A 14,265-nucleotide genomic window follows, 5' to 3' on the forward strand; every position below is an offset into this window, starting at 1 on the left:
GTATGAAAGGGGCGGAATGGGAAAACTCTATGTGATCTGCGGCGACGATGAATTCGCGGTCAAGGAGCGTTCCCGCGCACTGGCCGCCGAACTGGCCGGCGGCGCGCCCGAGGAGAGTCCGGCGGTCGAAATCATCGCCGGGGACAGCGACGAGCTGAAGCCGGATGCGATCGTCGGCAAGTTTCTGGACGCCGCGCGCACGCCCTCCTTCCTGTGCAGCGACAAGCTGGTCTGGCTGCGCCATTTTCCCGATTTCGAGCTGTTTTCCGCCAAGAGCGCGGCCCCGGTCTATCTGGAAACCGCCGCACTGCTCGGGCAGGAACTGCCGCCGGACCTGACCGTGCTGCTCGACGGCTTCGGCTTCGATGTGCGCAAGGGGTTCGGCAAGGCGCTGAAAGCCGCCGGCGCGGTGATCGAAACGCTGAATGTGACCAAAAGTTCGGACAAACGCTACGCCGACGACCGCCGCCTGAACATCCGTGAAATCTGCCAGGCCGCCGGGAAATCCATCGAACCGGCCGCCGCCCAGTTCCTGACGGAGACCCTCGGCGGCGATTCGGGGACGCTGCGCAACGAGCTGGAAAAACTCTTCAGCTACACCGGCGACGCCCCCGCGATCACTCTGAACGACTGCCGCGCGGTCTGCTGCCGTACCCCCGAAACCGTCAGCTGGGAGTTCACCGGCGCGATCGTGAGCCGGAATCTGCCGCTGGCGCTGCAATTGCTCAGCGTGCTGCTGCGGCAGGGCGAGCCGGAGATCCGGCTGATGGGATCGCTTTCCGGCGAATACCAGAAGCAGATCCAGACCAAGCTGGCGATGCAGCAGTTGAAGATTACCCGGGTTTCGCCGCGGACGTTCGATTCGCTGCCGCCGTCGGTGAAGGAGGAGTTTCCGAACAATCCGCTGCTGAAGATTCATCCGTTCCGCGCCTACAAGGTGTGCGAAGCGGCCGCGAACTACACCGATGCGGAATTGATCCGCAACCTCGAACTGGTGCGCAACGCCAACCGCGCGCTGGTTTCCGGCGGAGGCGACCGCCGCATCATCCTCGAACAGCTGATCATCAAACTGACCCGCCGTTCCCAGCGCTGACGTTCGGGAATTGCCCCCGGCCCCCCGATCGGCAAGGTGCCGGCGCCAGGTACGGTTTTGTATTGCATCAAGAACAGGCACAATGCCCGTAATGCCGAGCGGCCACCGTTGAGCTTCCGTGTCGGTCCGTGGGCACAACGCCCGTAAGGCCGCGCGGTAACCTTGGAGTGCGGAGATTCATCTCCGCTTTCCAGTCGCACGTGAGTTTTATACTCGGCTTTGCAGTGCATTAGAAACAGGCAGGGTGCCCGGAGGGTAACAATTTTTGAGTGCAAGCACAGGCAGGCTGCCCGGAGGGTAGTGAGCACGGGATTGGCGGCCTGCGGATGGCTCCGGGGGACGTTGCGCACGTCCCCCGGACCCCCTCGCCGGTGGCGGAGGCCGGTCTGGTTGCGGGGCACTTCCGCTCGCGGGCGCGGCTTCGCCGCTTACTTGTCCGCCTGGGGCGGCCAACCCTTCATCGCCCGCGTTGCGGGCTACGCCAGGGGGGCTTCGCTCACTACGTTCGGCTTCGTCACTATCGTTCCTCGTTACTTGCCGAAGGCAAGTAATTCCCTCACATGCGTTCGCGGCGCTGACCGCGCTTGCTGTGCGCCGCGTAAAAGGCGACGTAGCCTTACTTGTGCGCCGTGTAAGTGGTAATGCCGCACGGTTACCCTGGCGTGCGGAACTGAACTCGGCTTTGCTGCCCCTGCGGGCTCCGCACTCCAAGGTTCCGAACTGGCCTTTCTTGTGAGTCGCGGCCTCCGATGAACGGGAGCATCCGGTAACACCGGTTTGTATTCTCAATCTTTACATTTTCCGCTTTCCGCCTTGATTTTTTCCGTAACCGTCGTTAAATTAACGGTAACAACAGAGGATTTCGTAAAAATGTAGCAGAGTATCCGAGCTGAAAACTGAATAGTACCTGATTCGTGTTATTTTTCCTGCGAAACTTGCAAAATTTCTGGAAGTGAGATTACACGGAATTAGGCGTACCCCTATTGGTACGTCCTTTTTTCGTACACTTCCGGGCTTGCAAGTGCCTGCAGGGTTGCGTCAATGGGGCGTACCTCTTTTGTTGTGGGGACGTCCTGAACATCAACCATAGAGGAGAACGGAAGGATGTTTGGGTGGTTGCATCGGAAAGCGATTGAGAAAACGGCGGTGCCGGAGTGCAGCGATAAGGCCGTTGACGCATGGATGCGGCGGCAGAACGGAGCGGAAAAGCTGCGGAAGGATGAATTCCGGGAAATCGGGAAACACTGTTACCGTGATCCGGGTCAGGCGAAGGATGACGAGGAGCGGAACCGCTGGCTGCTGGACCGTGAAGTTGCTCTGGAATGGTACTGCCGGTGGAAGCGTACCCTGATCCAATTGAATGACGAACGGTTTCAGGCTGATTTGCGTCGGCGGCGGGAGCTGCTGGAATTGGAACTTGCACGGCTGGAACATTACCGGAATGTGCCTGCTTCCGTGCTGTTTGCGACTATTCAGGAGCCGGAGCGCAGCCGCCGGTTCTACGAAATATGCCGGTATCAGCAAAACACGGCTTCACCGGCGGAATGACCGCAAAGGGCCAATAAACGGTCTATCGGCAGCCTTGATTTAGAGCTTATCCCTAAATAAGCTCTTACGGAAATAATAAAAATCCGGGAGACGGCGGGGCTTCCGGCCTCCAGACCTTGTGCGGGCAGCGCACAAGTGTCTCAGCGCTTCGTCCGGTCACCAAAGCCGACGTTCATCCCCGACCGGCAACGTACCGGTGCGGTAAAACGCCCATAGAGCAAATAAACTGATAGGTAATAACCCCGGTTTTGAATTTTTACTGCGTAAAAATTCAAAACCGTACCCGGCGCCGGCACCTTGCCGGTCGGGGGGACCGGGGAGCGAAGCGCCCCCGGCCGCCGGAGGCAACGTTACAGTTCGACGGTCAGGCCGTCGTAGGCGACCCGGATGCGGTGCGGCGCGAAGAAGGCTTCAAGGTCGGCGTGAAGCGCGCCGCCATTGTGGGAGAAGTGGTTCGCGTAGACAGGCGTTTCCGGCGTGATGCAGCCGAGTTCCAGCAGCCGGTCGCGGAAGGCCAGCACGGAATTGACTCCCTGGTGGCCGCGGTCGCAGTCGGGAGTGCGCAGCCCGCAGGTGCAGTCGATTTCGACGAGGTCGAGTTTCACGCCTTTCAGCAACTCCCACGATTCCTCGCGGAGAAAGCCGGTGTCGTTGGCGATGAAGAAGCGTTTGCCGTTTCTGCCGATCACATGGACCTGCGGTTCAAGGCCGGGGGCGTGGTCGGCGTTCAGAGTCAGCAGTTCGAAGTCGCCGTCGTCGGTGGTCTGCCCGTGGCGGACCTCGACCGGATCGATCAGCAGGTCGGAAAGCTGGTAGATGCTGCTGTCCATCGTGATTTGCGACAGCATCCGCGCGAAGATGGCCGGAGAACCGAACACCTTGATCCGGTGGCGGAGAGTGCTGAACCACGGGGTGCGCCGCCAGATGAATTCGATTCCGTTCAGATGGTCGGAGTGGGCGTGAGTGAAGACGATCCGGTCGATCCGGGTGAGGTCGATGTTGAATTCGGTGCACTGCCAGAAGATGTCGGGGCCGAAGTCCACGAGCGTGTCGGAGTCGATCAGGTAGGCGCAGCGGCGCCGCAGGTCCCTGTCGCGCTGCTGTTGCGCCTTGCGGCACACTTCACACTCGCACCACAAGGCGGGGATGCCCTCCGCCGCCGCCGTTCCCAGAAACGTCACTTTCATTGCCGGTTCTCCTTGATGGTTGAAGATGGTTTCTCGTAATATGGCAGTTTCCGGGAAAAAATCCACCGGATGAACGGTTTTCTCCGAAAAATTTCCGATGCAATTCAAACCGATTGCAAATAATCCGGTGCGATATTATATTATTTCGCAAGGAAAGGGAATGTTTTGATGAATCGGACTGAGGGAAAAAATGATTATGTGATTCTGGTCAGCGGCCACCGCAACCCGGATATCGACAGCCTCGCGTCGGCGGTCGCTCTCGCGGAACTGCGCCGCCGCCAGACGAAACGGAAGGTGACCGCGCTCTGCCCGGGGGTGCTCTCCGATCGGGCGAAGCACCTGTTTTCGCGTTTCGGCCTGACGCCGCCGGAGAGCTGCAACGACGTGTATCCGCGGGTGCGGGACCTGATGTGCGAGGTCCCGGCCATTCCGGGCGGCAGCACGCTGTTCGACGCGGTCGGCAGGCTGCGCGAATCCGGCTTGCCGCGGCTGCCGGTGATCGGCGGTGACGGAAAATTCCTGGGGATGCTTTCCAGTTTGAATTTGCTTTCGGATCTGTTGAGCTCCGGCCGCGACGAGGGCAGGGGGTTGACCGGCCGCCGCGTACACTCCTCGCTGGAGCTGATCGCCAAGGTTCTCGAGGGCGAATACCTGACCAGTTTTCAGCCGGAAACCGCGCAGGATTTCGAGGTCTACGTCGCGGCGATGGGGCTGGACAGCTTCGAGGAGCATCTGCCCGCCAACAACCGCGAACTGGCGGTGATCGTCGGCGACCGCCCCGAAATCCATCTGTATGCGGTGAACCGCAAGCTGCGGCTGATGATCGTGACCGGCAGCCGTCCGGTCGATCCGCTGATCCTGCAGGCGGCGAAAACCTTTGAGGTGTCGATTCTGGTCACGCCGCTGGATTCGGCGACGGTGATCCGGCGGCTGAAATTCAGCGCCCCGGTCGAACAGACCCGCTTCCCGGAGGACCAGCTCGAACTGACTCCCTCCGACCGCATCCGCGACGTGCGGAACCAGATTCTCGGCCACTTCGAGGACGTGGTCCCGGTGGTGGACTGCGACCGCCGCCTGACGGGGGCGGTGTTCAAGCAGCGGCTGAATGCGCCGCCGCCTTTCCGGATGATCCTGGTCGATCACAACGAAATCGAGCAGAGCCTGCCCGGCGTGGAGGAGATTCCGATCATCGAGGTGGTCGATCACCACCGTATCGGCATGATGCCGACCGCCACGCCGATCAAATTCACCGGCGACGTGGTCGGCAGCACCTGCACGCTGGTTGCGGCGATGTTCCGCAGTTGCGGCGAAAGCCTCGGCGCGGATCTGGCCGGGCTGCTGCTCGGCGGCATCATTTCCGACACTCTGCTGCTGAAATCCCCGACCACGGCCGACCTCGACCGCAGGATGGCGGAGTGGCTGGAAAAGGTCTCCGGCGTGACCGGCGAAACGCTGATGCAGGAGCTGATGAGCATCGACTCCGCGCTCGCGGTCAAACCGGCGGAGGAGGTGATCGGCGGCGACCGCAAGGATTACACCGACCATGAACTTCATTTCGCGCTCGCGCAGGTCGAGGAGACCAACCTCGAACTTCTGCATCAGCGCCGCGACGAGCTGGCCGCCGAAATCCGCCGCGCCGTCGAACGGGACAAGCTCGACTTTTTCGGCCTGCTGGTCACCGACGCGGTCCGCGAAACCTCGCAATTGCTGGCGATCGGCAGGCCGGAGATCGTGCGCAGCCTGCCTTACCGCAAGATCGGCCCGGAGCTGTTCGACCTGCCCGGCATCCTGAGCCGCAAGAAGCAGCTGCTGCCGCAGATGCTGTCGATCACCGCCGCAGTCGGAAAATAGGGGGCGGCAGGTGGAGTTCACGTTTGCGCCGATCGGTTTCGTGCGGGGCGGGGGAAACTATCCGCAGGAGGCCCCCCGGCAGGGGGTGTTCGCCCGCAACGAAGGGGTGATCGAACTGCTGCCGGAGCGCAACTTCGAGACGGCGCTGGCCGACCTCGGCGGCTTTGAACGGATCTGGATCGTATTCGTGTTCGACCGCAACCGCAACTGGAAGCCGAAGGTGCGCCCGCCGGACGGGGCCGCCGACCGGCGGATCGGCCTTTTCGCGACCCGTTCGCCGCACCGGCCGAATCCGGTCGGGATTTCGGCGGTGGAGCTGGTCCGGGTCGAAGGACGGCGCGTCCATATCCGCAATTTCGATCTGCTGGACGGTACGCCGGTGCTGGATATCAAGCCGTACATCCCCGCCGCCGACGCGTTCCCGGATTCCGCCGCCGGCTGGCGCGACGAACTGGATTCGACGCGGCGCGAACTGTTTTTTGCAGAGGAGGCGCTTGGGGTGATCGGATTCATCCGCTCCCACGGCGGGCCGGACCTCGAAAATGCCGCGCGTGTCCAGCTGGCCACCCGCGCCCTCGATCCGCGCCGCCAGCGGTTGACCGAACTTGACCGTGCGGAACACCTCTGGCTGCTCGCATTCCGCACCTGGCGGATCGTTTTCACCGCGCCGCCGGTGCCGGAGCCGATCCGGGTTGAACGAATTTACGGCGGCTATTCCGCCGAAGAGCTTCAGCCCGGCGCGCCCGATCCCTATCGCGACAAGGAACTGCACCGGCTGGTCCGGCGGGCTTTCCCCCCGCCGGAGGGAAAGTGACCCGCCGGGATCGTTCCGGCTTTTGATCGGTGTGGGTGCGGCTTGAAAGAAGTCCCCGCACTCCTGCCGGAGATCATTGGTGATTGTAGTCGAAACCGACGGCTTCGAGGAAGGCGCGGGCGAGGACGGTCGCTCCGTAGATGTTCGGGTGGACGCGGTCCCAGGTGATGTAGGAGGAGTGGCGGTATTTCAGCACCCGGTCGAAAGCGGCCTGCGTGTCCACCAGCGGGAGGTTTTCGCGCGCGGCGATGCGGCGGCAGACGTCGCCGTATTCGTCCATGCGGCGGCGCATCGCGTCCTGCCGGTCCGGTTCGATGAAGTACGGGGTCATCAGCACCAGTCCGCCCGAAAGCTGCGGGCGGGTGGAACTGACCAGTTCGCCGAGGGTTTTCTCGTAGAGTTCGGGAGAGACGTGCTGCTCGGGGAGCTGGGGGGAGTCGAACTGCCGCCATACGTCGTTGATGCCGATCATGATCGAGAGCCAGTCCGGCTTCAGGTCGAGCACGTCCTTCTGCCAGCGGTTCTTCAGGTCGAGCACATTGTTGCCGCTGTTGCCGACGTTGGTGATGCGGAGCAGCAGCTCCGGGTAGACCGCGTTCAGGAGCCCCGACACCACGTGCACATATCCCTTGCCGAGCGGCTCGAAAAGCCCTTCCGACGGGCCGTCCTGCGCGCCGCGGGTGCGTCCCATATCCGTGACCGAGTCGCCGATGAAAACAAGGCGCTGTCCATTCTGAAGCTTCATCTCTCTGTTCCTTCTGTGGATTGATTGTGAAAATCAGGCCGTGAAATATAGCACCGGAGCTGATTTCCCGCAAGGGAAACGGCCCGGCGGAAATAAAAAAAGCTCCCGGAAAACTCCGGGAGCCGTCCAAATGCGCGAAGCCCGTTTATTTGTACTTGGGCAGCATATCGCCGTGGGCCTTGATCAGCGCGTCGCAGAGCTTGACCGTGTCGTCGATCGACAGCTCGGCGCTGGTGTGCGGATCGAGCAGCGCGGCGTGGTAGATGTGTTCCTTTTTCAGCGTCAGCGCGGCTTCGATGGTCAGCAGCTGCACGTTGATGTTGGTCATGTTCATCGCGGCGCACTGCGGCGGCAGGGCGCCTACGTAGGTGCCCTGGATGCCGTTGGCGTCCACGAGGCACGGCACTTCGACCACCGCGTTGCAGGGCAAATTGGAGATCAGGCCGTTGTTCATCACGTTGCCGCCGATCTGGTACGGCTTGTTCGTGACGATCGCCTCCATGATGCCGGAGCCGTATTCGCGCGAAAGCGTGTGCGACAGGTGCGGATCCTGCGACAGCTCGGCGTACTGCTTTTTCCAGTCGGCGATCTGGCGGATACAGCGGCGCGGATACTCGTCCAGCGGGATGTTCCAGTCGGCGATCAGCTCCGGATAGCGGTGCTTGATCCAGTAGGGCTGGTATTCGGCGTTGTGTTCGCTGGATTCGGTCACGTAGTAGCCGAAGCGGCGCATCATCTCGATGCGGATCATATTGCCGGACTTCTTGGCCGGGTCGGTCTCCTTGAGCCACTCCTTGATCTTCTTGTCGGCGAGCTTTTTGATCTCCGGGTAGAGGTCCTTGCCGTTTTCGGTGATTTCGAGCAGCCACGCCATGTGGTTGATGCCGGCGATTCTGGTCTGGAGCCGGGCGGAACGCTCGTCGTTCCACTCCATGCCGAGGGTTTCGAGCAGGCTCTGGGCGCAGACCTGCACCGAGTGGCAGAGGCCGACGGTCTTCACGTCGGTGGCCTGCAGCATCGCGCCGGTCAGCATCGCCATCGGGTTGGTGTAGTTCAGGAACCACGCGTTCGGGGCGACTTCCTCGATATCGTGCGCGAAGTCCAGCATCACCGGAATCGTGCGCAGCGCGCGGAAAATGCCGCCAATGCCGAGCGTGTCGGCGATGGTCTGGCGCAGGCCGAATTTCTTCGGAATTTCAAAGTCGATCACCGTGGAAGGCTCGTAGCCGCCGACCTGGATCGCGTTGACCACGAAGTCCGCGCCGCGGAGCGCCGCCTTGCGGGAGCGTTCGCCGAGGTGGGTGGTGATGGTGGCGCGGTTGTCGTTGATGTTCGCATTCAGCGTCTTGAGGATGAATTCCGACTCCTTGAGCCGTTCCCCGTCGATGTCGTACAGCGCGAAATGCGAATCCTTCAGCGCTTCCCGGCACATGCAGTCGCCGAGCACGTTGCGGGCGAAAACCGTGCTGCCCGCACCCATAAAAGTAATTTTGGCCATCCCGTAAATCTCCTGTTGGCGGACAGGACCCATTCCCCCGCCGTTGCTTGTCGCTGTTTATACAATAGCGCGCATTCCGTTGAAGTAAATATGAAAAACATGCTTTTAATGGTAATTTTGTGCTGTTTTCGAAAAATGGTCATGCTTGCAAAAAATGCTCACAATGCTATTTTAATGGAGAAACTCATAAAAACGGCGGGGTAATCATGAGCCAGGATGAACCGGAACGCATCCACGAACACTATTCGTTGTTTTTCTCCGAGCGCACCGACCGGCTGCACGCGATGCTGACCAACTGCGGGCACGAACTGACCACCAGCCGCTCGTATGTGTGGGACGGGCTGAAGCGCGGACAGGCCGAACTGGTGATCTGGCAGTACACGCTCTCCGGGATGGGGCGGCTCCGTTTCGGGGAGAACGAGTATCCGATTCCGCCCGGCAGCGCGGTGCTGCTGGTGGTGCCGGAAAATCACTGCTATTACCTGCCGGAGGATTCCCCGTACTGGCGGTTTCTGTTCGTCAGCGTCTACGGCTCCGAACTGGTGCGGCTGGTCACCGATTTCCGCCGCAGCCACGGTTTTCTGCTGCAGCACGGGACGGATTCGCCGGTGGTGGCGTCGGCGTGGGAGCTGCTGAAGAAGTGCCGGGAAAAAAAGCTGGACAACCGCTACCGCGCCAGCGCCGCCGCCTATGATTTCGTGATGTCGCTGTTTTCGGAACCGGCCGGCCGCGGCACCCACGCGCAGGACGATTTCCTGAAGCGAGTGCACGCCTACGCGCTCGCCAATCTGTCGAGGCCGCTGAGCGTCGGCGACCTGGCCGACGCCGCCGGGTGCAGCCGCTGGCACTTTTCCAGGCGGTTCCAGCAGCTGGAGGGCAAGTCGCCGCACGAATTTGTGACCGACCTCAAGATGCGGCTGGCGGTCCGGCTGCTGCAGACCACCAACGGCTCGGTCAAGGAGGTCGCGGAAAACTGCGGCTTCGAGGACGCCAGCTACTTCTGCAAGGTGTTCCGGAACCACTACGGCGTGTCGCCCGCCGGTTTCCGTTCCGGAGCCGAGAGCTGAATCACTCCGCCAGTCCGGCGTAGACGCGCGAGCGTACTCCGAGCAGCCATGCGTCGGTGCGCGGGTATTCGGTCATCGAGAGCGGTTTTTCCAGACCTTCGTTCAGCAGCGCGAGCACGGCGCCGCGGCCGATCCTGCTCTCCAGCAGTTTCAGCGCGCGCAGGTCCTGCAATCCCTCGCGGAACACCTCGTGCCGGATCGAATCCAGCGGCACGCCGTATTCGCCGGGGTATACCATGAAAGGATCGCCCGCCGGGAACGCGCCGCCCGCATCCGTGCAGGCAAAGGGATCGATCAGCCGCTTGGAATACTGCGAGAAGTAGAAGTTGAATCCCCACTGCAGGAAGCCGGTCAGGTCGTAGACATACGCGAGCAGCCCCATGATCCGGTTGCGTCGCGACGGCATCGCCATGCAGCGGTTCGGCACGCGGTCCTCCTGACTGCAGCAATAGTAGGTCCACAGCTCCTTCACGTGCCCGACGAAAGGCTCGATGTGGTTGTTGCAGGGGACCGGATTTCTGACCAGCCCGTTCTGGTAGAAGTCGAAACTGGACAGCGCCTCGACGGTCGGGAAATCCTCCAGCAGCGGCACGATCCACTCCACCACGGAGCGGTAAGTTTCGAGATGTTCGACGCTCGGCTCGTCGGAGATGGAGAAGAAGCAGCGGCCGGTCAGCCCGTGCCGGCGCAGCACCGCGAGCAACTGCGGCATCAGCGCGGTCAGGAACGCCTTGAACGCGGGATCATCGGAGCCGACGTGCCAGCCGAAGAGCTTCCGGTCGCGGCCGCCGCCGAGCGTTTCGACGATTTTCGGCGTGAACTCCGCTCCCCACTGGGTCACCAGGTGACTGATTCCGAACCGTTTGACACCGAGACGCTTCCCCATTTCCAGATAGCGTTCGAGCTTTTCGAAACCGAACCGGTAGGCGCCGTCGGCTTCCACATGTACGTCGAGCAGCTGGCAGGTGGGTCGTTCACCGCCGATTTCAGTGTCCAGCGGCGGCGTCCACAGCGGCACGTAAAGCACGTTGATGCCGTGGGAAACCGCGTTGTGCACGAAATTCTCCACGATCCGCCAATGTTCTTCGCTCCAGGCCGGAACCCGGTAGTAAGCGCTGAGGCAGTCGGCGTGGAACCATTCGTAGCGCAGCAGCTGTTGCTCCGGCAGCGTAAAGGGCAGCACTTTCAGCTCGATTTCGGCGGTTGCGACCGTTTCCGGGCGCCACTTCCCCTGCCAGTCGATATCGGAAAACAGCAGTTTGACCGGATAGGTTCCGGCGGGGCAATCCTCCCCGATCCGGACTGTGACCCAGAGCGTCCGCCACTGGCGCGGCATCACCCGGAAGCGGTCTTTGCATTCCAGTTCGTCGAGCAGATCGGGATAGAGTCCCGGAGTTGTGCGCAGGAAATCATCGTCCGGCCGATTGGCCGCAAGGTGAACCGGCACCGCCTCCACAAGACGGATTTGCGCATTCAGTTCGCTTTCGAGCGCGACGCGCAGATAATGGTTGTCCGTCTCCCGGAAGCGGACCGCAACCTGAAACGAATAAACTTCCCCGCGCGCGGCAACATCGCTCCGCAATTCCGGGCCATTCCAATCGGAATCCGGGAAAATCTTTTCCAGCGAACCGGCGACTTTGACATCAATCATATTTTATTCCCCATTCTCTACTCTGCGAAAACTGAATTCAAACTCTGTAACAGCACATGCAAATATAGCCGCCCTCCTTGAAAAAACAATGGATAATCCGGGAATACCTATGCATTTTTCGGCAATTGCCGGCCGATGAAGGCAAGTACATTTGACGCAAAGCGCCCTTGCACGTTACCGTTGGGCTTGTCCCTCCGACGCGAAGCGTCTTTGGAGTGCGGAGATTCATCTCCGCTTTCAAATCATGCGTAAGTTTTATACTCGGCCTTGCATTGCGTCAAGAACAGGCAGAGCTGCCCGGAGGGTAACTACTTTTGAGCGCAAGCACAGGCGGGGTGCCCGGAGGGTAGTGAGCGCCGCGCCTTCGGCCTGCGGATGGCTCCGGGGGACGTCGCGCACGTCCCCCGGACCCCCTCGCCGGTGGCGGAGGCCGGTCCGGTTGCAAGGCACTTCCGCTCGCGGGCGCGGCTTTGCCGCTTACTTGCCGGGCTGCGCCCGTCAACCCCTTCAACGCCCGCGTTGCGGGCTACGCCAGGGGGGGCTTCGCTCACTACGTTCGGCTTCGTCACTACCGTTCCTCGTTACTTGCCAAAAGCAAGTAATTCCCTCACATTCGTTCGCGGCGCTGACCGCGCTTGTTGTGCGCCGCGTAAGAGGCATTACGGCCTTATTTGTGCGCCGCGTAAGAGGTATTACGGCCTTATTTGTGCGCCGCGTAAATGGCATTGCGGCCTTACTTATGTGCCGCGTAAATGGCATTGCGGCCTTACTTATGTGCCGCATAAATGGTTATTTGGCCTAATATAGTAAATGGCTTTGCTAACCGACCAATGCTCGCCTGTACAAGTTGCCCGCACGCCCCCCGGAGGGGCATTGGCGTGCGCACCCGGCAGCGGCACCTTGCCGCCGCACGCCCTCCGGAGGGGCATTGGCGGGCACACCCGGCAGCGGCACCTTGCCGCCGTGGGATCATTTATTTCCGTAATACGTGTCGCACATGCGCAGCACGGGCGCGGGGAGGGGAGCATTTTCCAGAAAAAGCCGGATCAGTTTTTCCGGTTCCGGCTCGCGGCCGGCCTTGAGCCAGTGGATCACATGTCCTTCCCGCTCAAGTTTGCGAAAGAAGATATCCTGTCGTTTGGCGAACTGCCGGATGCGGTACAAAAGCCGGTCGCGCATTTCGGCGCGGGTGCATTCCTGCTTCAGATAGCGGGAAACCTCGCGGTATTCGAGGCCGAAGAACTCCATCTTCTCATAGCTGACCTGCCGTTCGTCGTGGAGGCGGCGGACTTCGTCGATCATCCCGTCGGCGAGGCGGCTGTCGAGGCGGGCTTCGATCCGTTTGTGGACTTCGGCGCGCGGATAGTAGACGCCGAGCAGCAGCGGATCAAGCTCGAAGGGAGGCCGGAAAGAGTCCGCGCCGCCGGGTGTCTGGCGTTCGCGGGGAAGCCCGGAGTCCCGGTGCGGCAGTTCGCCGCCGGGCAGCCTGTAGCCGTCGAGCAGCGCCGCCAGATAGAGGGCGGTGCCGCCGCACAGGATCGGCAGTTTCCCGCGCGCGGCGATGCCGGAAATAGCCGGGTAGGCGTCGCGGCAGAAGCGGGCAAGATTATACTCTTCGGCGGCGGGATCGGCAACGTCGATCAGGTGGTACGGGATTTCGCCGTATTCGCCGAGATCCTTGCCGGTGCCGATGTCCATGCCGCGGTAGACCTGCCGGGAGTCGATGCTGACGATCTCGCCGTCGAAGCGGCGGGCCAGCTCCACGGCGAGGGCGGTTTTCCCGGTGGCGGTCGGACCGGTTATCACAACGGTTTTGATTTTTTCAGTCATAAAGAACGATAAAAATTTGTAAAAAGTACGTTTCGCGTACTATATTATGACGCATTAAATTTAATTTTCAATTGGAATCGGTTCGAAGACATGGAAAAACAGCAAACTTTGGTCAGATCGGCGTTTTTTTCCGGAATCGCACTGCACTCGGGCGCCCGGTGCACGGTCCGGATTCAGCCTGCGCCGGAAAACACCGGGATTGTGTTCCGGCGGGTTGACCTGCCCGGCAAGCCGGAGGTGCGGGCGCTGGCTTGCAATGTGGTGGACGTCCGCCGCGGCACCACCATCGCGGAAGGCAAGGCGGTGGTCTTCACGGTCGAGCATATCATGTCCGCGCTGAATGCGTGGCACGTCGATAACTGCATTGTTGAAATGGACGGCGGAGAACCGCCGATCGCGGACGGCAGTTCGCTCCCCTATTACCGGATGATCGAAGAAGCCGGGATTCAGCAGCAGGAAGCCGAGGCGAAGACCTTCACCCCGAAGCAGCCGCTCTACGTCGAGGGCGGGGCGACCAAAATCGTGTTGATTCCGGGACAGGAGAAGTTGAGCATCTCCTGTCTGGCCTCGTTCAAAGGCTGTCCGGTGGACCCGCAGTTCCATGAATTCATTCTGAGCACCGAAGGCTATCGCGACGAGATCGCCGGAGGGCGCACCTTTGTGGATTACGGCGACCTGAAGCAGCTGCTGGCGATGGGGTTGTGCAAGGGCGGCAGCCTCGACGCGGCCGCGATCATCCATGACGGCGCGATCATCTGCAAGGAGGAGCTGCGCTTCCGGGATGAGATCGTGCGCCACAAAATTCTCGACCTGATCGGGGATATCTATCTGACCGGCTGCCGGATCACCGGTACGGTCATCGCGATCAGGCCGGGCCATCCGAAGAACGTCGAGCTGGCTGGAATGCTGCTCAGGGAGATTGCGGCGGCGCAGTGACGGAAATTTGATGATTCATTAACTAGTTTGGGAGATTTTTTTACG

General features: G+C 61.2%; 11 protein-coding genes. 6 read left to right on the forward strand and 5 right to left on the reverse strand.

Annotated features, from left to right (window positions below; all coding sequences use genetic code 11):
- Nucleotides 1–16 precede the first annotated feature (16 nt).
- Both holA and C8D82_RS01690 read left to right on the forward strand, forming a co-directional pair.
- Nucleotides 17–1,093 (forward strand): DNA polymerase III subunit delta, encoded by a 1,077-nt coding sequence (gene holA / locus C8D82_RS01685; protein ID WP_116882532.1) that lies wholly within the window; start codon nt 17–19, stop codon nt 1,091–1,093.
- 1,104 nt (nt 1,094–2,197) lie between these two features.
- Nucleotides 2,198–2,641 (forward strand): hypothetical protein, encoded by a 444-nt coding sequence (locus C8D82_RS01690; protein WP_116882533.1) that lies wholly within the window; start codon nt 2,198–2,200, stop codon nt 2,639–2,641.
- 350 nt (nt 2,642–2,991) lie between these two features.
- On the opposite strand, the gene C8D82_RS01695 is transcribed toward C8D82_RS01690, so the two are convergent.
- Nucleotides 2,992–3,828, reverse strand: a complete 837-nt coding sequence (locus C8D82_RS01695) for an MBL fold metallo-hydrolase (protein ID WP_116882534.1) — start codon at nt 3,826–3,828, stop codon at nt 2,992–2,994.
- A gap of 168 nt (nt 3,829–3,996) precedes the next feature.
- Here C8D82_RS01695 and C8D82_RS01700 point away from each other — a divergent pair, with 168 nt between their 5' ends.
- Together C8D82_RS01700 and tsaA are read left to right on the forward strand one after the other, a co-directional pair.
- Entirely contained in the window at nt 3,997–5,679 is a 1,683-nt protein-coding gene (locus C8D82_RS01700) for a putative manganese-dependent inorganic diphosphatase (RefSeq protein ID WP_116882535.1), read from the forward strand.
- Nucleotides 5,680–5,689: 10 nt separating this feature from the next.
- Nucleotides 5,690–6,493, forward strand: coding sequence for a tRNA (N6-threonylcarbamoyladenosine(37)-N6)-methyltransferase TrmO (tsaA, locus tag C8D82_RS01705; protein ID WP_116882536.1), 804 nt, complete (start codon nt 5,690–5,692; stop codon nt 6,491–6,493).
- Nucleotides 6,494–6,566: 73 nt separating this feature from the next.
- Here tsaA and C8D82_RS01710 read toward each other — a convergent pair whose 3' ends face one another.
- Together C8D82_RS01710 and melA are read right to left on the reverse strand one after the other, a co-directional pair.
- A complete protein-coding gene (locus tag C8D82_RS01710) occupies nt 6,567–7,238 on the reverse strand; it encodes an SGNH/GDSL hydrolase family protein (protein ID WP_116882537.1) in 672 nt (223 codons plus the stop codon).
- A gap of 145 nt (nt 7,239–7,383) precedes the next feature.
- The gene (gene melA / locus C8D82_RS01715; RefSeq protein ID WP_116882538.1) at nt 7,384–8,736 is read right to left on the reverse strand and encodes an alpha-glucosidase/alpha-galactosidase; all 1,353 of its coding nucleotides are present in this window, start codon (nt 8,734–8,736) and stop codon (nt 7,384–7,386) included.
- A 206-nt stretch (nt 8,737–8,942) separates the two neighbouring features.
- Here melA and C8D82_RS01720 point away from each other — a divergent pair, with 206 nt between their 5' ends.
- A complete protein-coding gene (locus tag C8D82_RS01720; RefSeq protein ID WP_116882539.1) occupies nt 8,943–9,803 on the forward strand; it encodes a helix-turn-helix domain-containing protein in 861 nt (286 codons plus the stop codon).
- Nucleotide 9,804: 1 nt separating this feature from the next.
- Here the strand turns inward: C8D82_RS01720 and C8D82_RS01725 are convergent, their stop codons facing one another.
- A complete protein-coding gene (locus C8D82_RS01725; RefSeq protein ID WP_116882540.1) occupies nt 9,805–11,454 on the reverse strand; it encodes a DUF4091 domain-containing protein in 1,650 nt (549 codons plus the stop codon).
- Nucleotides 11,455–12,423: 969 nt separating this feature from the next.
- The gene (locus tag C8D82_RS01730) at nt 12,424–13,260 is read right to left on the reverse strand and encodes a tRNA (adenosine(37)-N6)-dimethylallyltransferase (RefSeq protein WP_207776049.1); all 837 of its coding nucleotides are present in this window, start codon (nt 13,258–13,260) and stop codon (nt 12,424–12,426) included.
- Nucleotides 13,261–13,374: 114 nt separating this feature from the next.
- Here C8D82_RS01730 and lpxC point away from each other — a divergent pair, with 114 nt between their 5' ends.
- Nucleotides 13,375–14,220: a UDP-3-O-acyl-N-acetylglucosamine deacetylase gene (gene lpxC, locus C8D82_RS01735; protein WP_116882542.1), complete on the forward strand. Its 846-nt coding sequence runs from the start codon at nt 13,375–13,377 to the stop codon at nt 14,218–14,220.
- The last annotated feature ends 45 nt before the right edge of the window (nt 14,221–14,265 follow it).

The organism is Victivallis vadensis, from assembly GCF_003096415.1.
GTDB lineage: Bacteria > Verrucomicrobiota > Lentisphaeria > Victivallales > Victivallaceae > Victivallis > Victivallis vadensis.